At 65.7% G+C, this 16,980-nt stretch carries 20 protein-coding genes and 1 tRNA gene; 18 read left to right on the top strand and 3 right to left on the bottom strand.

Translation table 11 applies throughout. The features are described 5' to 3' along the window. Positions 1-49 precede the first annotated feature (49 nt). On the bottom strand, positions 50-1,666 hold the full coding sequence (locus tag ACODRV_RS07520) for a DEAD/DEAH box helicase (RefSeq protein ID WP_488907899.1): 1,617 nt from the start codon (positions 1,664-1,666) through the stop codon (positions 50-52). A gap of 240 nt (positions 1,667-1,906) precedes the next feature. On the opposite strand from ACODRV_RS07520, the gene ACODRV_RS07515 reads away from it, so the two are divergent. Continuing rightward, the gene (locus ACODRV_RS07515; RefSeq protein ID WP_141626488.1) at positions 1,907-2,269 is read left to right on the top strand and encodes a hypothetical protein; all 363 of its coding nucleotides are present in this window, start codon (positions 1,907-1,909) and stop codon (positions 2,267-2,269) included. Between the two features lie 392 nt (positions 2,270-2,661). After that, positions 2,662-3,426 (top strand): hypothetical protein, encoded by a 765-nt coding sequence (locus tag ACODRV_RS07510; RefSeq protein ID WP_488907898.1) that lies wholly within the window; start codon positions 2,662-2,664, stop codon positions 3,424-3,426. A 281-nt stretch (positions 3,427-3,707) separates the two neighbouring features. On the opposite strand, the gene ACODRV_RS07505 is transcribed toward ACODRV_RS07510, so the two are convergent. Continuing rightward, positions 3,708-3,784: transfer RNA gene (locus tag ACODRV_RS07505), tRNA-Asp, on the bottom strand. 95 nt (positions 3,785-3,879) lie between these two features. Then, positions 3,880-5,511 (bottom strand): AbgT family transporter, encoded by a 1,632-nt coding sequence (locus ACODRV_RS07500; RefSeq protein ID WP_141626491.1) that lies wholly within the window; start codon positions 5,509-5,511, stop codon positions 3,880-3,882. Positions 5,512-5,723: 212 nt separating this feature from the next. Here ACODRV_RS07500 and ACODRV_RS07495 point away from each other — a divergent pair, with 212 nt between their 5' ends. From ACODRV_RS07495 to nuoK, 16 genes are all read left to right on the top strand, one after another. Next, the gene (locus ACODRV_RS07495) at positions 5,724-6,101 is read left to right on the top strand and encodes an NADH-quinone oxidoreductase subunit A (RefSeq protein WP_141626492.1); all 378 of its coding nucleotides are present in this window, start codon (positions 5,724-5,726) and stop codon (positions 6,099-6,101) included. Then, a complete protein-coding gene (locus ACODRV_RS07490; RefSeq protein ID WP_370451048.1) occupies positions 6,071-6,724 on the top strand; it encodes a NuoB/complex I 20 kDa subunit family protein in 654 nt (217 codons plus the stop codon). Before ACODRV_RS07495 ends, ACODRV_RS07490 begins: the two co-directional genes overlap by 31 nt. Before the next feature lie 23 nt (positions 6,725-6,747). Next, positions 6,748-7,341 (top strand): NADH-quinone oxidoreductase subunit C, encoded by a 594-nt coding sequence (locus ACODRV_RS07485; RefSeq protein ID WP_240811798.1) that lies wholly within the window; start codon positions 6,748-6,750, stop codon positions 7,339-7,341. After that, positions 7,341-8,609: an NADH-quinone oxidoreductase subunit D gene (locus ACODRV_RS07480; RefSeq protein ID WP_141626494.1), complete on the top strand. Its 1,269-nt coding sequence runs from the start codon at positions 7,341-7,343 to the stop codon at positions 8,607-8,609. Before ACODRV_RS07485 ends, ACODRV_RS07480 begins: the two co-directional genes overlap by 1 nt. Next, complete coding sequence (gene nuoE / locus ACODRV_RS07475) at positions 8,606-9,268, top strand: NADH-quinone oxidoreductase subunit NuoE (RefSeq protein ID WP_488907897.1); 663 nt, start codon at positions 8,606-8,608, stop codon at positions 9,266-9,268. The genes ACODRV_RS07480 and nuoE overlap by 4 nt, the downstream gene beginning before the upstream one ends. Then, positions 9,265-9,534 (top strand): hypothetical protein, encoded by a 270-nt coding sequence (locus tag ACODRV_RS07470; RefSeq protein ID WP_141626496.1) that lies wholly within the window; start codon positions 9,265-9,267, stop codon positions 9,532-9,534. The genes nuoE and ACODRV_RS07470 overlap by 4 nt, the downstream gene beginning before the upstream one ends. Before the next feature lie 5 nt (positions 9,535-9,539). Beyond that, positions 9,540-10,853 carry an NADH-quinone oxidoreductase subunit NuoF gene (gene nuoF / locus ACODRV_RS07465; protein WP_141626497.1) on the top strand — a complete coding sequence of 438 codons (1,314 nt, stop codon included), beginning with the start codon at positions 9,540-9,542 and terminating at the stop codon, positions 10,851-10,853. Between the two features lie 2 nt (positions 10,854-10,855). Then, complete coding sequence (locus ACODRV_RS07460; protein ID WP_488907896.1) at positions 10,856-11,347, top strand: hypothetical protein; 492 nt, start codon at positions 10,856-10,858, stop codon at positions 11,345-11,347. A gap of 75 nt (positions 11,348-11,422) precedes the next feature. Next, positions 11,423-11,875 carry a TM2 domain-containing protein gene (locus ACODRV_RS07455; protein ID WP_141626499.1) on the top strand — a complete coding sequence of 151 codons (453 nt, stop codon included), beginning with the start codon at positions 11,423-11,425 and terminating at the stop codon, positions 11,873-11,875. A gap of 41 nt (positions 11,876-11,916) precedes the next feature. Further along, the gene (nuoG, locus tag ACODRV_RS07450) at positions 11,917-13,962 is read left to right on the top strand and encodes an NADH-quinone oxidoreductase subunit NuoG (protein WP_488907895.1); all 2,046 of its coding nucleotides are present in this window, start codon (positions 11,917-11,919) and stop codon (positions 13,960-13,962) included. A 6-nt stretch (positions 13,963-13,968) separates the two neighbouring features. Then, on the top strand, positions 13,969-15,045 hold the full coding sequence (gene nuoH / locus ACODRV_RS07445) for an NADH-quinone oxidoreductase subunit NuoH (RefSeq protein WP_141626501.1): 1,077 nt from the start codon (positions 13,969-13,971) through the stop codon (positions 15,043-15,045). Continuing rightward, the gene (locus ACODRV_RS07440; RefSeq protein ID WP_488907894.1) at positions 15,042-15,269 is read left to right on the top strand and encodes a hypothetical protein; all 228 of its coding nucleotides are present in this window, start codon (positions 15,042-15,044) and stop codon (positions 15,267-15,269) included. The genes nuoH and ACODRV_RS07440 overlap by 4 nt, the downstream gene beginning before the upstream one ends. Next, on the top strand, positions 15,266-15,481 hold the full coding sequence (locus tag ACODRV_RS07435) for a hypothetical protein (protein ID WP_141626503.1): 216 nt from the start codon (positions 15,266-15,268) through the stop codon (positions 15,479-15,481). Before ACODRV_RS07440 ends, ACODRV_RS07435 begins: the two co-directional genes overlap by 4 nt. Continuing rightward, entirely contained in the window at positions 15,481-15,972 is a 492-nt protein-coding gene (nuoI, locus tag ACODRV_RS07430; RefSeq protein WP_141626504.1) for an NADH-quinone oxidoreductase subunit NuoI, read from the top strand. Before ACODRV_RS07435 ends, nuoI begins: the two co-directional genes overlap by 1 nt. 73 nt (positions 15,973-16,045) lie before the next feature. Then, positions 16,046-16,672 (top strand): NADH-quinone oxidoreductase subunit J, encoded by a 627-nt coding sequence (locus ACODRV_RS07425; protein WP_141626505.1) that lies wholly within the window; start codon positions 16,046-16,048, stop codon positions 16,670-16,672. After that, positions 16,672-16,980: an NADH-quinone oxidoreductase subunit NuoK gene (nuoK, locus tag ACODRV_RS07420; protein WP_141626506.1), complete on the top strand. Its 309-nt coding sequence runs from the start codon at positions 16,672-16,674 to the stop codon at positions 16,978-16,980. The genes ACODRV_RS07425 and nuoK overlap by 1 nt, the downstream gene beginning before the upstream one ends.

The raw sequence follows: 16,980 nt of genomic DNA, 5'->3' as shown, positions 1-16,980 counted from the left end.
GAAGACAGGTAACGAGGGGTTAAGCGTAACCGCCGTTCGGCGGAAAAGCTCAGCCCCTGATCGTCACCGGACGGCGCAGGAAGGCGGGGATTTCGGCATCACCGAACGGGCGGCCATTGCCTGAGCGGGGCGCCTCCGGAGCGGCGGCTTCGCGCGATTCGGCGTTGCGCTCCCGGTCACGACCCCGGCCGCGTTCACGGCGCGGCTCGCGCGGGGCGGGCGACTCAACGGAGGCCTCGACCTCGACCGGATCGACGACGACGGTTTCGGCCACCGGAGCGGCTTCGACCGGAGTGTCCACGGCGGGCTTGGCGCCGCGACGGCTGCGCGTCCGGCGGGCGGGTGCGGCGGCCTCGTCGGCGACGGGCGCCGGAGCGACTTCGGTCGCGGGCTGTTCGCCGAGGGCCTCGGGCGCGGCATCCTCGTGACGGGGCGCGCGGGCCGGGCGGTCGCCACGGCTGCGGGCGCGCTTTTCGCCGCGACCGCCGTCGCGTCCGCTATCGCGACGCGGACCGTCCTTGATGGCGGCGAAGTCGATGCCGTCCAGGACCAGTTCTTCCGGGTCCTTCTTGATCAGCTTCAGCACCTTGTCCAACGCCTTGTCGTCGGCCGGGGTGACGATCATGAAAGCCTGCCCCAGCTTGCCGGCCCGACCGGTGCGGCCGATGCGGTGCACATAGTCGTCGGCGTGGTGCGAGACGTCGTAGTTGAAGACGTGGCTGACGTCCGGGATGTCGAGGCCGCGCGCGGCGACGTCGGAGGCGACCAGAATCTTCAGCGCGCCCGAACGGAAGTCCGCCAGGGTCTTCATGCGCAGCGACTGGTCCAGATCGCCGTGGATCGGAGCGGCGTCGAAGCCGTGGGTCTTCAGCGACTTGGCGACGATGTCGACTTCCGACTTGCGGTTACAGAAGACGATGCCGTTCTTCACGTCCTCGCGGCCCACCAGGGCGCGCAGGGCGGTGCGTTTGGCCTTGGGGTCCGAGGTCGGGATGCGGACGATATACTGGGTGATGGTGTCGGCGGTCATGGCCGGACGCGAGGCCTCGATCCGGGTCGGATCCTTGAGGAACTGCGTGGTCAGGCGGGTGATTTCCGGCGGCATGGTGGCCGAGAAGAACAGGGTCTGGCGCTTGGGCGGCGTCAGTTTGAAGATTTTCTCGATGTCCGGGATGAAGCCCATGTCCAGCATGCGGTCGGCTTCGTCGATGACCATCAGCTCCACGCCGGTCAGCAGCATCTTGCCGCGCTCGAACAGGTCGATCAGGCGGCCCGGGGTGGCGATCAGCACGTCCACGCCCTTGTTCAGGGCGGCGACCTGGTCGCCCATGGAGACGCCGCCGATCAGCAGCACCCAGTTCAGCTTGGTGCCCTTGGCGTATTTGGCGAAGCTTTCGGCGACCTGGTCCGCCAGTTCGCGGGTCGGGGCCAGCACCAGGGCGCGGGGCATGCGGGCGCGGGCGCGGCCCGACTGCAGCCGGTCGATCAGGGGCAGGGTGAAGGCGGCGGTCTTGCCGGTGCCGGTCTGGGCGATGCCGAGCACGTCGCGCCCGGCGAGGGCCACCGGAATGGCGGCGGCCTGAATGGGGGTGGCGGTCGTATAGCCGGTATCGGCGACCGCTTGCAGGGTCGTGGGCGAGAGGCCCAGTTGCGAAAATTCAGTCATGGGTCCTTGGGACTATGGAAGGACGTCCCGCGCATCGGGTCGTCGTGCGATGTCTCGGAACCGCCCTGTGCCGTGGGCGAGCGGGCGGCGCGAATTCGCCAGTCCTGTCCCGTAACGTTGGCCGCATATAGAAGCCCCTGCGCCATAGTCAACTATTCGTGTCGCGCGGATCGGGGGTTGGCATTGCGTTACAGGCTGTTAATAGTCCGCCCGGGAAGGGTCTTTGAGAGGGTATCCAGCATGCTTCGCACGCTTGCTGCAGCGACGATTGCTGTCGTGTGTCTGGCGGCTACGCCGGGCCAGGCCGACATGAACGCCGCATTCGGCAACACTGTGCTGTCCCGCTATGCGGACGGTGGTTGGGTCAAACATTACTTCGACGCCGACGGTTCCTACCGCTCGCGCTGGTCGGACGGTACGAACCTGACGGGCCGTTGGCGCGTGCAGGGCAGCCGCGTCTGCCTGAACAACATCCGTCCGCGCTTCCTGTGGATCGACAGCTTCTGCCAGGAGATGATCGACGCGGATGTGGGTGACACCTGGCACTCGCGCGACCCGCTGGGCCGCCGTGTCCAGAACGTGCTGGTCGCGGGCCGCCAGTAGGCTCGGCCGACAGTCAGGGCTGAAACATTGAAACGCGGACGTTGAAGGGCGTCCGCGTTTTTTGTTGTTCGCGGTCTCAGTACGGGTCATCTCCCATTGGTCCCGACCCAGATCGCGGACGCTGATCGGCACGCTGGAGCCGTGTGGGCTGTTCTGGAAGTCGTCGGCGCGGCGCGAGCAGGGCGCTTTCCCCTGAACAAGGCCGCGGGGCGCGGCCCGTAGGCTACCAGACACACAAATTCGCGTGGACGGCGAGTCGTGTTCACCAGACAGCTTTGGGGTTAAGTGTCTTTCCGGTGGCGAGGGGCGGGGCCGATCTCGTCTGAACCTTGGGAGTTTGCGTATGCTCGAAGAAGGTCAGGTGACGGAAGTTGCGGAGCCTGGAGCCCATCATGCTGCTTGAACTCGCCGCGATCACTTCTCTCAACTGGGGCGTCCCAACACCAGAATCCCAGGATGTATTCATCAGGGACGCCACGATCCGGCCGGTTGACTATGTTATGTTTCACCAAGAGATCGATGACGAGAACGTCGATCGCGTTGCCCGGCTGCTTCAGCGGCCGGGCACTATTCTGGATATGCAGAGCTTGGGTGGCGACTTTCGCGCATCCTTGCGGTTCGCTGAGGTCGTAAGGTCCAGCGGCGCACGGGTGCGGGTCACGGGGGAGTGTGCGTCCGGGTGCGCTTTGGTGTGGGTCATGGCTCCTGACCGGCTCGTCGACGGTTTTGCCGCGGTAACCTTCCATAGCAACCCGATCAGCGCCTGGGCGTGGATGGACGCCCACCGAAGTGAATTCACCGAAGAAGAAATGGCTTATGGCCAAGGTGAAGCTGAGGCCTTGTCAAGCGCGCTCGTCGCAGCCGGCATCCAGCCTTGGCTGTTTCAATGCGCCAACCGACTACAGAACCCCCGCCACACCGTAGTGCCGGACGAGCCGACACTGCGGCGTGTCATCACGACGGTCGATTACCACGCCGTCTGGTTCCCCCGCAGCGTGCTTGAACAGGCCGGCGTCCGGGGTTTGGACCGTTACGATGCTCCAAATGATCGTCAGAGAGAGGCGATTGAAACCCGGTTCGGCACAGCGTCTGCCCGACGCCCCATCTTCTGGGCTGGTGACGGCGCCTGTGCCCCGGAAATCGAGGCGGCCCGGTGATGCTGGTCAGCTTGATGGCAAACGTCCGGAAGCCTTTGTCGGTGTGATCACGCGGCTCTGGACAAGGTGGTCAACGGGCCGCCGGTAAGGCCGGATCATTCTGAACATCAGAACGCGGACGCCGGACGGTGTCCGCGTTTTTCTTTGTCCGGAGTTCAGTGCGGGCTCGCGGACTTCGGGAGGCAGGCCCGGAAACACAAACGGCCGCTCCCTGAGGAGCGGCCGTGTGGTCATCGTCAGAGACAATGGAGAGAAACGAGGTGCGCCACTTCCAAAGAAAGTGGCGCGAGTGACGGGGCTCGAACCCGCGACCTCCGGCGTGACAGGCCGGCACTCTAACCAACTGAGCTACACCCGCGTTTCCCGGCCGAAGCGCTGGTGCGCCGCGGCGAGGGGCGTCGTTTAGGCGGGCTCGCCGGGCGCGTCAACAGGTCGTTCGCGGAAAAATTCGGATCAGCGTTTTTCCACTCCCGGACCGGCGACGGCGGCGGCCTCCGGCGGGGCCGACGGACCCGTCAGACCGCCCTCCGCCGGGGTCTGGATCGCCACGGCGGGCGGGGGCGGCTCGTAATGCACGCCGACGCCCGGTCCCAGCGGCAGGTCCAGCGCCACCCAGGCGGCCACCATCAGCAGGCCCGCGACGAGGAAGGCCCCCGCGTAGGGCAGCATGGTCGACATCAGGGAGCCGAGCCCGAATCTGGGGTCCCAGCGCTGGGCGAAGGTCAGGATGAGCGGGAAGTAGCTCATCAGCGGCGTGGCGATGTTGGTGACGGAATCGCCCATCCGGTAGGCGGCGGTCGTCATCTCCGGGCTGATTCCCAGCAGCATGAACATCGGCACCACGATGGGCGCCAGCGCCGACCACTTGGCCGAGGCCGAGCCGATGAACAGGTCGAAGAAGCAGGAGACCAGAACGACGGTGATCAGCAGCAGAGGGGTGGGCAGGGCGATGTCCTGCAGGCCCGCCGCCGCGTTGACCGCCAGAATCGGTCCCAGACCCGACCAGTTGAACATCGCGACGAAGTGGGCGGCGAAGAAGGCCAGCACGATATAGGGCGCCAGCTGAGACAGGCCCTCGACCATCATGCGCACCATGTCGCGGTGCGACTTCACCGAGCCCGCGCCTGCCCCGAAGGCGCCGCCCGCGACGAAGAACGTGATGGCGAAGAAGGCGACGAGGGAGCGATAGAGGGGATTGTACTCCTGCCCCGGCTCGGCCTCGAGATCGACGAAGGGGGAGCCCGGAAGGAAGGTGACGAGGGTCCACAGGGCGATCATGCCCAGGACGGCGAGACCGGCCCAGGCCAGTCCGCGCTTCTCGGGGGCGGTGAGGGGCGTCTTCTCGTCGGCGGCCGGGGCGTCCCTGGCCGAGGCGGGTGTCCACTGGCCGAGACGCGGCTCGATGATCCGGTCTGTCAGGAACCAGACGATGGGGGTGAAGACGACCACGACGCCGACGATGAAGAACCAGTTGCCGGCGATGTTCACCGAATAGGACGGGTCGATCAGGCGCGCGGCGGGCTCGGTGATGCCCAGAATCAGGGCGTCCGAGGCGCCGGGGAAGAGATTGCCCGCATAACCACCCGAGACGGCGGCGAAGCCCGCGGCCAGACCGGCGAGGGGGTGGCGGCCCGCGGCGGCGAAGATGACGGCGGCGAGGGGAATGACGACCACATAGGAGGCGTCCGAGGCGTGGTGGGACATCATGCCGACGATCACGACCACGGGGGTCAGGATCATCTTCGGCGCATTCAGCAGCGCGCCGCGAATGGCGGTGGCGAACAGTCCGGACCGCTCGGCGACCGAGGCGCCGTAGATGATGGTGATCACGATGCCCAGCGGCGGGAACTCCGCCAGCGTCTTGGGCATCCCTATAATGAGCCGTTCGAGGTTCTCGGCGGACAGCAGGCTCTGGGCCGCGAGGGTGTCGCCGGTGACCGGATTGACCGCCGACCAGCCCAGACCGGAGCCGATCAGGCTGAGAACGATCAGGCCGAGGATCAGCCAGAGGAACAGAAAGACAGGGTCGGGAAGGCGATTCCCGATCTTTTCCACGGTGTTCAGAACCCGCGCGCCAATGGCCATTCGCGTCTCCCCTCGACGTTGAAGTTTACGTGGCGCGAGGGGACGCGACGGGGGCTGTCGGCGCAAGGGGAACGACGTGCGACCAACTGTCCGCAAAGCTGCGAACCATTCTCAAGAAAATCCTTTCACAGCATGGGTTTGAACCTCGGGCGATCCGGGTCTAGAAAGCGCCGAATCCGCCCCTCCCTCTGTGGCGGACGAGGTCCCTACGGATGAATGCATTCCTTCTCGAATATCTGCCGATCGTGATCTTTCTCGGGATCGCGGCGGTGATCGGTCTCGTCTTCATGCTGGCCGCCTGGATCATGGCGCCCACGAACCCCGACTCGGAGAAGCTTTCGGCTTACGAGTGCGGGTTCAACGCGTTCGACGACGCGCGCATGAAGTTCGACGTGCGGTTCTATCTGGTGTCGATCCTCTTCATCATCTTCGATCTTGAAGTGGCCTTCCTGTTCCCGTGGGCGGTGTCGATGTTCGACCTGTCGCAAGCGGGCATGGTGTTCGCCTTCTGGTCGATGATGGTCTTCCTCGGCGTTCTGACCGTCGGCTTCATCTACGAATGGAAGAAGGGCGCGCTCGAATGGGAGTGACCACCAACAACGTGCCGTTGATCGGCATGGGCAACTCCGGCGCGTCGCCGGTGGGCCCGGGCGCGTCGTCGCCCGTCGCCTACGGTCTGGGCGCCCGTTCGATGGTCGAGGGCTATGATCCCGCGATCCACGACAAATTCTTCGAGGCGGTGAACACCGAACTGGGTGAGCGCGGCTTCCTGACGACCTCGCTGGACGACGTGATCCAGTGGGCCCGGACCGGCTCGCTGATGTGGATGACGTTCGGTCTGGCCTGCTGCGCCGTCGAGATGATCCAGATGTCGATGCCGCGCTTCGACGTCGAGCGCTTCGGCATGGCCCCACGCGCCAGCCCGCGTCAGTCGGATCTGATGATCGTCGCCGGCACACTGACCAACAAGATGGCTCCGGCCCTGCGCAAGGTTTACGACCAGATGCCCGACCCGCGGTACGTGGTGTCGATGGGCAGCTGCGCGAACGGCGGCGGCTATTATCACTATAGCTACAGCGTGGTTCGCGGATGTGACCGGGTGGTTCCGGTGGACGTCTATGTGCCCGGGTGCCCGCCGACGGCGGAGGCGCTGCTGTACGGTCTGCTGCAACTGCAGAAGAAGATCCGTCGCACGGGGACCATCGAACGATGACCTCTCTGGTGAAGCAACAGGCGCTGGAAGCCGCCCTGACGCCGCTGGGCGCCGAGATGGTGGCCGAGCTGGGCGTGCAGGCGCAGCTGGCGTTCGGCGAACTGACGCTGGTGGCCGAGCGCGAGAAGATCGCCGAGGTGCTGTCGGTGCTGAAGGAGCGTTTCGGCTTCCAGCAGCTGATCGACCTGTGCGGCGTGGACTTCCCGGATCGCGTGGAGCGGTTCGAGGTGGTCTATCACCTGCTGTCGCTGACGCGGAACGCGCGCGTGCGGGTCAAGGTGACCACGGACGAGGTCCAGCCGGTGCCGAGCGCCGTGTCGGTCTATCCGAACGCCGACTGGTTCGAGCGCGAGGCGTTCGACATGTACGGCATGCTGTTCTCGGGCCACCCGGACCTGCGTCGCATCCTGACCGACTACGGTTTCCAGGGGCATCCGCTGCGCAAGGACTTCCCGATGACGGGTTATGTCGAGGTGCGGTACGACGAGGAGCAGAAGCGGGTCATCTACGAACCCGTCAAGCTGACCCAGGAGTTCCGCCAGTTCGACTTCCTGTCGCCCTGGGAAGGCGCTGAGTATCCCGCCCCGGTCCTGCCGGGCGACGAGAAGGTGAAGTGATGGCCGAAGGTTCGAGCATTCCGGCTCCGATCGGCGCCACCGACGTCTTCGACGACATGGAAGACGGCCGGACCGCGCACGCCCGCGAGATGGACGACCGCAAGTTCACGATCAATTTCGGCCCGCAACACCCGGCCGCGCACGGCGTGCTGCGTCTGGTGCTGGAGCTGGACGGCGAGATCGTCACTCGTGTCGATCCGCACATCGGCCTGCTGCATCGCGGCACCGAGAAGCTGATGGAGGCGCGGACCTATCTTCAGAACGTGCCGTATCTGGATCGCCTCGACTACGTCGCGCCGATGAACCAGGAACATGCGTTCTGCATGGCCATCGAGAAGCTGCTGGGCATCGAGGTGCCTTACCGGGCACAGCTGATCCGCGTGCTGTATTCGGAGATCGGCCGGATCGGGAACCACCTGCTGAACGCGACCATGCAGGCCATGGACGTCGGCGCCCTGACGCCTCCGCTGTGGGGCCATGAAGAGCGCGAGAAGCTGATGGTGTTCTACGAGCGCGCCTGCGGCGCCCGTCTGCACGCCAACTACTTCCGTCCGGGCGGGGTCCATCAGGACCTGCCCAACGCCCTGATCGACGACATCGGGCGCTGGTGCGCCGAGTTCCCGGCGGCCCTGAAGGACATCGAGAGCCTCGTCACCGAGAACCGCATCTTCAAACAGCGCAACGTCGACATCGGCGTGGTGTCCAAGCAGCAGGCCCTAGACTGGGGCTTCACCGGCGTGATGCTGCGCGGCTCGGACATTCCGTGGGACCTGCGCAAGGCCCAGCCGTATGAGTGCTATGCGGAACTCGAGTTCGACATCGCCGTCGGCAAGAACGGCGACTGCTGGGACCGCTACCTCTGCCGCGTCGAGGAGATGAAGCAGTCGGTGCGGATCATGGAGCAGTGCATCCACAAGCTGCGCAACTGCCCCGGCGAGCCGGTCATGCTGGAGGACAACAAGATTGTCCCGCCGCGCCGCGGTGAGATGAAGCGCTCGATGGAAGCGCTGATCCACCACTTCAAGCTCTACACCGAGGGCTTCCGGACGCCGGAGGGCGAAGCCTACGCCGCCGTCGAGGCGCCGAAGGGCGAGTTCGGCATCTATCTGGTGTCGGACGGCACGAACAAACCTTACCGGGTGAAGATCTCGGCGCCCGGCTTCCGTCACCTGCAGGCGATGGACTGGATGAACCGTAACCACCAGCTGGCTGACGTCTCGGCCATCCTGGGCTCGCTCGACATCGTTTTCGGAGAAGTGGACCGATGAGCGTTCGTCGTCTCGCCAAGGAACAGCCTGACTCGTTCGCCTTCTCGAAGGCGACGAAGGCCAAGGCTGAATGGTGGATCAGGAAGTATCCCGAGAACCGTCGCCAGTCGGCGGTGATCCCGGTGCTCTGGCTGGTCCAGAAGCAGGAAGGCTGGGTCTCGGAACCCGCCATCCGCGCCGTCGCCGAACTGCTGGGCATGCCCTTCATCCGGGTGCTGGAGGTCGCGACCTTCTACACCATGTTCATGCTGCAGCCGGTCGGCTCGGCGGCCCTGATCCAGGTGTGCGGCACGACGCCGTGCATGCTGCGCGGCGCCAATGATCTGATGGACGTCTGCAAGAAGAAGATCGGGCCGAAGCAGACGCTGAGCGCCGATGGTCGCTTCACCTGGGAAGAGGTCGAGTGCATGGGCGCCTGCGCCAATGCCCCGATGGCCGCGATCAACGACTACTATTTCGAAGACCTGACGCCGGAAAACATGGCCCAGATCATCGACGACTTCGCCGCCGGCAAGACGCCGAAGCCGGGCTCGCGCGTCGGCCGTCACACCTCGGAGCCCGAGGGCGGCGCGCGTACGCTGACCGATCCGAAGCTGTATGACGGCTCGGCCGCCAAGCCGATCAAGTCGCTGCCGAACAGCAAGCCGGTGACGGCATGAGCCTGCCTGACCTCGACACCGAAGAGGGCCGCGCGGCCTATCGCGCCGAGGTCAAGGCCGTGGGTCGTCCGCTCCGTCTGGGCGGTCTGGTGCTGATCCTGCTCGGCGCCGGCTATGTCATCGCCACGCGCTATGAGGCCCTGCCGGCGATCCAGCCGCTGATGCTCGTCGCCTACGGCTTCGTCGCCGCGGGCTGGGTGCTGTTCCTGGCCGCGACCTACCTGCGTACCCGCTACCACAAGCGCCGTCTGGCGGAAGGACTCTAGGAACCATGGTCGGTATCCTCGAAGACAAGGATCGCATCTTCACCAACCTCTATGGTCTCCAGGACTGGGGCCTTGAGGGCGCGAAGAAGCGCGGCGCGTGGAACGCGACGAAGGACATGCTCGACCTCGGTCGGGACTGGATCATCACGAACGTCAAGAACTCGGGCCTGCGCGGACGCGGCGGCGCCGGCTTCTCGACCGGCCTGAAGTGGTCGTTCATGCCCAAGGAAGTGAAGGATCGTCCTCACTACCTGGTCGTCAACGCCGACGAGTCCGAACCCGCGACCTGCAAGGATCGCGAGATCATGCGCCACGATCCGCAGCTGCTGATTGAAGGCTGCCTGATCGCCAGCTTCGCGATGCAGGCCCATGCCTGCTACATCTACCTGCGCGGCGAGTACGTGCTGGAGCGCGAGCGCATGGAGGCCGCGGTCAAGCAGGCCTATGAGGCGAAGCTGATCGGCAAGGACAACGTCCACGGCTGGGACTTTGACGTCTACATCCACCACGGCGCCGGCGCGTACATCTGCGGCGAAGAGACCGCCCTGCTGGAGTCGCTGGAAGGCAAGAAGGGCCAGCCGCGCCTGAAGCCGCCGTTCCCGGCGGGCGCCGGTCTGTATGGCTGCCCGACGACCGTGAACAACGTCGAGTCCATCGCCGTGGTCGGCACCATCCTGCGTCGCGGCGCGGACTGGTTCGCCAGCTTCGGTCGTCCGAACAACACCGGCACCAAGCTGATGTCGCTGGCCGGACACATCAACACGCCCTGCGTGGTCGAAGAGGCCATGTCGATCCCGCTGCGTCAGCTGATCGAGGATCACGGTGGCGGCGTTCGCGGCGGCTGGGGTAATCTGAAAGCCATCATCCCCGGCGGCGCGTCCTGCCCGGTGATCACCCGTGAGCAGGCCGAAGTCGCCCTGATGGACTTCGACTCGATGCGCGAGCTGCGCTCGTCGCTGGGCACCGCGGGCGTCACGGTGATGGACGAGTCCACGGACATCGTGAAGGCGATCGCCCGCATCAGTTACTTCTTCAAGCACGAGAGCTGCGGCCAGTGCACGCCGTGCCGCGAAGGCACCGGCTGGATGTGGCGCGTGCTGGAGCGGATGGCGGTCGGCGAGGCTGATCCGTCCGAAATCGACATGCTGCTGGAAGTCTCGACCCAGATCGAAGGTCATACGATCTGCGCCCTGGGCGACGCGGCGGCCTGGCCGGTTCAGGGCCTGATCCGTCACTTCCGCCATGAGATCGAGGACCGCATCTCCACCTACCGCAGCCGCCGCGCGAACTTCGCCGGCCATGCGATCGCCGCGGAGTAACGATGCGCCTGACCGCCGTTTCGATGCTGGCCCTTCTGACCCTCGCCGCCTGCGGCGAGCGGACGGACGCGCCTGCCTCGACCCCGGCGGACAAGGTCTCGGCCGAGGCTCCGGTCTCTGACGCGCAGGTCAGCGCGCCTGTCGCCCTGAACGCCGCCGATCTGCGCCGCGTCTGCCGCGCCGGTCTGGCGGCGATCCACGGTCAGGACGTTTCGGCCATGGAGGTCGACGGGCTTGAGGGCGAGGTGGTGAACCTGTCCTGGCGCGCTCCGGTCGACGGTGGACGCCGTCGGGGCCAATGCCGCGTGGACGGGGACATCGTCGTGTGGAAGCCGGTCGATGCGCCGACGGTGGAGTCCAATCGCTGGATGAACCAGTCCGGCGACCCGGTGTCCCGCTTCGTGCTGGACGGCGACGCCATCACCATCAATACGACCCTGCCGGACGGAACCTCCGCCTCGCAGACGGTCGAACTGGCCGCGGAGCGTTCGTAATGACCGTGGCGAAGACGTTTTCGGGGGGGCTGGCGACATCGCCGGTCCGTAGTTGTTCAACTGGGGAGTTTGACTATGCGCGGCAAGATTCTGAACTTTGACGAATACACCGGCTCGGGCCTGATCAGCGGCGACGACGGCGGCCGTTACACCTTCACGCGCGGCGGCCTGATGGGCGAGCCGGGCGCGTCGCTGGCCGGTTCGGACGTGGACTTCGAGGTCGCTGACGGCGTGGCCACCAACATCTATGTGACCTCGACCCAACGCGTCGCGTCGAGCAGCGACAAGAACAAGATCGTCGCCGCCCTGCTGGCCTTCTTCCTGGGCACGCTGGGTGTTCACAAATTCTATCTCGGCAAGACCACCGCCGGCATCATCATGCTGGTGTGCGGCACGGTCGGCTGGCTGCTGATCCTGCCGGGCCTGATCAATGCCGTCATCGCCTTCGTCGAATTCATCATCTACCTGATCAAGTCGGACGAGGACTTCCACCGCGACTACGTCGTCGGCAACAAGTCCTGGTTCTGATCCGGTCCGCTCAAGTACAAGAAACGCAGAGGTCGCGGGTAATGCCCATCGCGAAAGTCAACGGCGTAGAGACCGAGTTCGAGCCCGGTATGACCGTGCTCCAGGTCGCCGAGCGCGCCGGGCATGAGATCCCGCGCTTCTGCTATCACGAGCGCCTGTCCATCGCCGGCAACTGCCGGATGTGCCTTGTCGAGGTGAAGCCGGGACCGCCGAAGCCGCAAGCTTCGTGCGCGCTCCCGGCCGCCGAGGGCCAGGAAATCTTCACCGACACGCCGATGGTGAGGAAGGCCCGCGAAGGGGTGATGGAGTTCCTGCTCATCAACCACCCGCTGGACTGCCCGATCTGCGATCAGGGCGGCGAGTGCGACCTGCAGGACCAGGCTGTCGGCTATGGCCGTGACGGCTCGCGCTATGCCGAGAACAAGCGCGCGGTCGAAGAAAAGAACATGGGGCCGACGGTGAAGACCTTCATGACGCGGTGCATCCAGTGCACCCGTTGTGTCCGCTTCATCACCGAGGTGGCGGGTGTTCCCGACATCGGCATGATCTCGCGCGGCGAGGACGCCGAGATCACCACCTATCTGGAAAAGAACATCGACAGCGAGCTGTCGGGCAACGTCAACGACCTGTGCCCGGTGGGCGCCCTGACGCACCGCCCGTGGCAGTACCACTACCGTCCGTGGGAGCTGAAGAAGACCGAGACCATCGACGTCATGGACGCGCTGGGCTCGAACATCCGCGCCGACTTCAAGGGCTCGGAAGTGATGCGCGTGCTGCCGCGCGTGAACGAAGGCATCAACGAGGAGTGGCTGTCGGACGTCAGCCGCTATGCCGTCGACGGTCTGCAACGCCAGCGTCTGGACCGCCCGTATGTCCGTGAGAACGGCCGTCTGCGCGCCGCCTCGTGGGACGAGGCCCTGGGCGTCGTGGCCGCCAAGCTGAACGCGGCGTCGGCGGACCGCATCGGCGTGGTCGCCGGCGACCTGCAGGATGCGGAATCGATGAAGGCGGCGCTGGACCTGTTCCGCGCGCTGGGTTCGGCCAACACCGACTGCCGTCAGGACGGCGCCGCGCTGGGCTACGGTCCGCGTGAAGGCTGGCTGTTCAACAGCGGCCTGCAAGGTATTGAAAACGCTGACGCGATCCTGATCGTCGGCGCCAATCCGCGCACCGAGGCTCCGCTGCTGAACGCCCGCCTGCGCAAGGCCTGGCTGGCCGGCAAGACCGAGATCGGTCTGATCGGCGAACAGTCGGCCCTGACGTTCGACTACAACTGGCTGGGCGCCGGATCGAAGACGCTGGCCAAGCTGCCGAAGGCGGCCGTCGACTTCCTGACCAAGGCCGAGCGTCCGGCGATCATCGTCGGTTCCGGCGCCCTGACCGGCGAGACCGGCCCGGCCGTGCTGAACGCCTTGGGCGCGCTGGCCAGGAAGGTCGGCGTGGTCACCGAAGGCTGGAACGGCTTCAACGTCCTGCACACGGCCGCGTCGCGCGTGGCCGGTCTGGACATGGGCTTCGTCCCGGGCGAGGGCGGCAAGTCCGTCTTCGACATGATCAAGCCGGGCGCGCTGGACGTGCTGTTCCTGCTGGGCGCCGATGAGATCGAACTGGGCGGTTCGGACGCCTTCCGCGTCTACCTGGGCTCGCACGGCGACCGCGGCGCGCACGGCGCGGACGTGATCCTGCCGGGCTCGGCCTATACCGAGAAGTCGGGCCTGTATGTGAACACCGAGGGCCGGGTGCAGATGGCGGAACGCGTCGTCTTCCCGAAGGGACAGGCCAAGGAAGACTGGGCCATCCTGCGCGCCCTGTCGGCCCTGGTCGGGCAGACGCTGCCTTACGATACCCTGGACGCCCTGCGTTCGAAGCTGATGGCGGATCACCCGACCTTCGGCCGCATCGACTACCTGCCGACCCCCGCGTCGTTCGACGTGGCGTCGCTGGGCAGGAAGGGCGATCTGGGCGACGTCGCCTTCGCCTCGCTGGTGCGCGACCCCTATCTGAACAATCCGATCACGCGCGCCAGCGTGACCATGGCCGAGCTGTCCGCCCAGCGGATCGCCCCGGTCGCGATGGCGGCGGAGTAAGGCTCTATGGACTTCTGGACCACTCCTCTCGGCTGGACGCTCGCCACCATCGGCGCGATCCTGCTCGTCACGGTCGGCGTGCTGGTGGCCGTCGCCTTCCTGCTGCTGGCCGACCGCAAGGTCTGGGCCGCCATCCAGATGCGCAAGGGCCCGAACGTCGTCGGTCCCTTCGGCCTGCTTCAGTCCTTCGCGGACATGATCAAATTCGTGCTGAAGGAAATCGTCGTCCCCGCGGGCGCGGACAAGTCGATCTTCCTGCTGGCGCCGATCATCACCGTGATCACGGCCTTCATGGTCTGGGCGGTCATTCCGTTCGCGCCGGGCTGGGTCATTTCGGACCTGAACATCGGCATCCTGTACGTGCTCGCGATCAGCTCGCTGGGCGTCTACGGCATCATCATGGGCGGCTGGGCTTCGAACTCGAAGTACCCGTTCCTGGGCGCGCTGCGTTCGGCGGCGCAGATGGTGTCGTATGAAGTGTCCATCGGTCTGGTGATCATCAATGTGATCCTGCTGGCCGGGACGATGAACCTGTCGGGGATCGTCGACGCCCAGCAGGGCGCCATCTGGAACTGGTTCGTGTTCGGCGGCGGCGCCGGGACCTGGCCTACCGTCATCGTGCTGTTCCCGATGATGATCGTCTTCTTCATCTCGGCGCTGGCCGAGACCAACCGCCCGCCGTTCGACTTGCCGGAAGCCGAGTCGGAACTCGTGGCCGGTTATCAGGTGGAATACAGCTCGACCCCGTACCTGCTCTTCATGATGGGCGAGTACGTGAACATCGTCTTCATGTGCGCGATGATCTCGATCCTGTTCTTCGGCGGCTGGAACCCCGGCCTGCCGCAGGCGTGGCTCGACAGCCTGCCGGCGTGGATCGAGTACTCGATCTACCTGCTGACCTTCTTCGTGAAGATCGTCTTCTGGTTCATCATGTTCGCGCTCGTGAAGGGCTTCGTGCCCCGCTACCGCTATGACCAGCTGATGCGTCTGGGCTGGAAGATCTTCCTGCCGACCTCGCTGCTGGCGGTCATCGTGACCTCGGGCTGGCTGGTGGCCTCGCGCGTTTACGGGTGGGGCGGATGATCCGCGCGCTCGCCCTTTCCGGTCTGGTGTTGACGGCTTCGGTCGTCGGCGGCTGCACCTTCCGGCCGATCACGCCGGAAGTGGGCTCGCCCATGGGCGACATGGACCGGGCCGAGCGCGCGCGCGACCGCAATGACCGCAACCACCCGGCCTGCCGGGATGACCGCAGCGAACGCGACGATCAGCCGGACGGCTGTGATCGCGTGGTGAGGAGGGACCGATGATCCGCGTGACCCTGATCGCCCTCGCGGCTGTCACCCTCGGCGCCTGCGCCGGGGAACCCTACGAACCCATGCCGGTGTCGCCCTATCAGTGGCAGCAGCGGCAGGAACGCATCGAGCGTCAAGAGGCCGAGCGCCTTCAGCGTTGCGAGGCGATGGATAAACAGAGCGAGCGTTACGCCCGCGAGTGCCCGCGTACCGGAGGCGCGCAATAATGCTGAACCGTCTCGTCCAGGCTGCGAAGGGGGCGTTGCTGATCGACGTCGTCGGCGCGCTCGGCCTGTCGCTGAAATACATGGCCCGTCCGAAGATGACGGTGAACTATCCGTTCGAGCGGAACCCGCAGTCGCCGCGCTTCCGCGGTGAGCACGCGCTGCGCCGCTATGCGAACGGCGAGGAACGCTGCATCGCCTGCAAGCTGTGCGAGGCCATCTGTCCGGCGCAAGCCATCACCATCGAGGCCGAACCGCGCGCCGACGGCAGCCGCCGCACGACCCGGTACGACATCGACATGGTCAAATGCATCTACTGCGGCCTGTGCCAGGAGGCCTGCCCGGTGGACGCGATCGTCGAAGGTCCGAACTCGGAGTTCACGACCGAGACGCGCGAGGAACTACTGTACGACAAGGACCGGCTGCTCTCGAACGGGGATCGTTGGGAACGGCTGATCGCCAAGAATCTGGAACTCGACGCGCCTTACCGTTAAGGCGCAGACGCGAAACGGGGAGGCGATTCCGAACGGGGTCGCCGCCCATAACCGAAAGGGGCCGAGGCCTCCGATGTTGCAAGGCATAGCCTTCTATGTGCTGGCGGCGGTTGCCGTGGTGAGCGCCCTTCTGGTCGTCACCGCGAAGAACCCGGTGCACAGCGTTCTTTTCCTGATCCTGACGTTCTTCACGGCGGCGGGTCTGTTCGTCCTGCTCGGCGCGGAGTTCCTCGCCATGCTGCTGATCGTCGTCTACGTCGGCGCGGTCGCGGTGCTGTTCCTGTTCGTGGTGATGATGCTGGACGTCGACTTCCTGCGGCTGCGCGAAGGGTTCGCGCGGTATATGCCGCTGGCGGTGATCGTGGCGGGCATCCTGCTGGCCGAGATGGTCATGATCGCCCTGGCCACCGTCGTCGGCGGCGCGGCCGCCGACAAGACGGTCCCGGTGGCCTCGACCGCAGACGCCTCGAACGTCGAGACCATTGGTCGGGTGCTCTACACGGACTACGTCTACTTCTTCCAGGCGGCGGGCATCGTGCTGCTGATCGCGATGATCGGCGCCATCGTCCTGACCCTGCGTCACAAGCCCCACGTCAAACGCCAGAACGTCGCCGATCAGGTCGCGCGCGACGCCAAGAAGGCGCTGGAAGTGAAGTCGGTCGCCACCGGCGCGGGCGTCAACCCGGAGGACCTGGTCTGATGGTCGTCACCCTGCAGCACTATCTGGCGGTCGCCGCCATCCTGTTCACCATCGGGGTGTTCGGCATCTTCGTGAACCGCAAGAACGTCATCATCATCCTGATGTCGGTCGAGCTGATCCTGCTGGCCGTGAACATCAATTTCGTCGCCTTCTCGACCTACCTCAACGACGTGTCGGGGCAGATCATGGCCATGTTCGTGCTCACCGTCGCGGCCGCCGAGGCCGCCGTGGGTCTGGCTATTCTGGTGACCTTCTTCCGTAACCGCGGCGACATCGCCGTGGACGACGCCTCGGTCATGAAGGGCTGA

This window comes from Brevundimonas sp. FG8 (assembly GCF_057808845.1).
This window is presented reverse-complemented; position numbering and strand designations above follow the sequence as displayed.

Coding starts and splice junctions, on each gene's coding strand:
- ACODRV_RS07520 (WP_488907899.1), bottom strand. CDS start 1,666: ATGACTGAATTTTCGCAACTGGGCCTCTCGCCCACGACCCTGCAAGCG.
- ACODRV_RS07515 (WP_141626488.1), top strand. CDS start 1,907: ATGCTTCGCACGCTTGCTGCAGCGACGATTGCTGTCGTGTGTCTGGCG.
- ACODRV_RS07510 (WP_488907898.1), top strand. CDS start 2,662: ATGCTGCTTGAACTCGCCGCGATCACTTCTCTCAACTGGGGCGTCCCA.
- ACODRV_RS07500 (WP_141626491.1), bottom strand. CDS start 5,511: ATGGCCATTGGCGCGCGGGTTCTGAACACCGTGGAAAAGATCGGGAAT.
- ACODRV_RS07495 (WP_141626492.1), top strand. CDS start 5,724: ATGAATGCATTCCTTCTCGAATATCTGCCGATCGTGATCTTTCTCGGG.
- ACODRV_RS07490 (WP_370451048.1), top strand. CDS start 6,071: ATGGAAGAAGGGCGCGCTCGAATGGGAGTGACCACCAACAACGTGCCG.
- ACODRV_RS07480 (WP_141626494.1), top strand. CDS start 7,341: ATGGCCGAAGGTTCGAGCATTCCGGCTCCGATCGGCGCCACCGACGTC.
- nuoE (WP_488907897.1), top strand. CDS start 8,606: ATGAGCGTTCGTCGTCTCGCCAAGGAACAGCCTGACTCGTTCGCCTTC.
- ACODRV_RS07470 (WP_141626496.1), top strand. CDS start 9,265: ATGAGCCTGCCTGACCTCGACACCGAAGAGGGCCGCGCGGCCTATCGC.
- nuoF (WP_141626497.1), top strand. CDS start 9,540: ATGGTCGGTATCCTCGAAGACAAGGATCGCATCTTCACCAACCTCTAT.
- ACODRV_RS07460 (WP_488907896.1), top strand. CDS start 10,856: ATGCGCCTGACCGCCGTTTCGATGCTGGCCCTTCTGACCCTCGCCGCC.
- ACODRV_RS07455 (WP_141626499.1), top strand. CDS start 11,423: ATGCGCGGCAAGATTCTGAACTTTGACGAATACACCGGCTCGGGCCTG.
- nuoG (WP_488907895.1), top strand. CDS start 11,917: ATGCCCATCGCGAAAGTCAACGGCGTAGAGACCGAGTTCGAGCCCGGT.
- nuoH (WP_141626501.1), top strand. CDS start 13,969: ATGGACTTCTGGACCACTCCTCTCGGCTGGACGCTCGCCACCATCGGC.
- ACODRV_RS07440 (WP_488907894.1), top strand. CDS start 15,042: ATGATCCGCGCGCTCGCCCTTTCCGGTCTGGTGTTGACGGCTTCGGTC.
- ACODRV_RS07435 (WP_141626503.1), top strand. CDS start 15,266: ATGATCCGCGTGACCCTGATCGCCCTCGCGGCTGTCACCCTCGGCGCC.
- nuoI (WP_141626504.1), top strand. CDS start 15,481: ATGCTGAACCGTCTCGTCCAGGCTGCGAAGGGGGCGTTGCTGATCGAC.
- ACODRV_RS07425 (WP_141626505.1), top strand. CDS start 16,046: ATGTTGCAAGGCATAGCCTTCTATGTGCTGGCGGCGGTTGCCGTGGTG.
- nuoK (WP_141626506.1), top strand. CDS start 16,672: ATGGTCGTCACCCTGCAGCACTATCTGGCGGTCGCCGCCATCCTGTTC.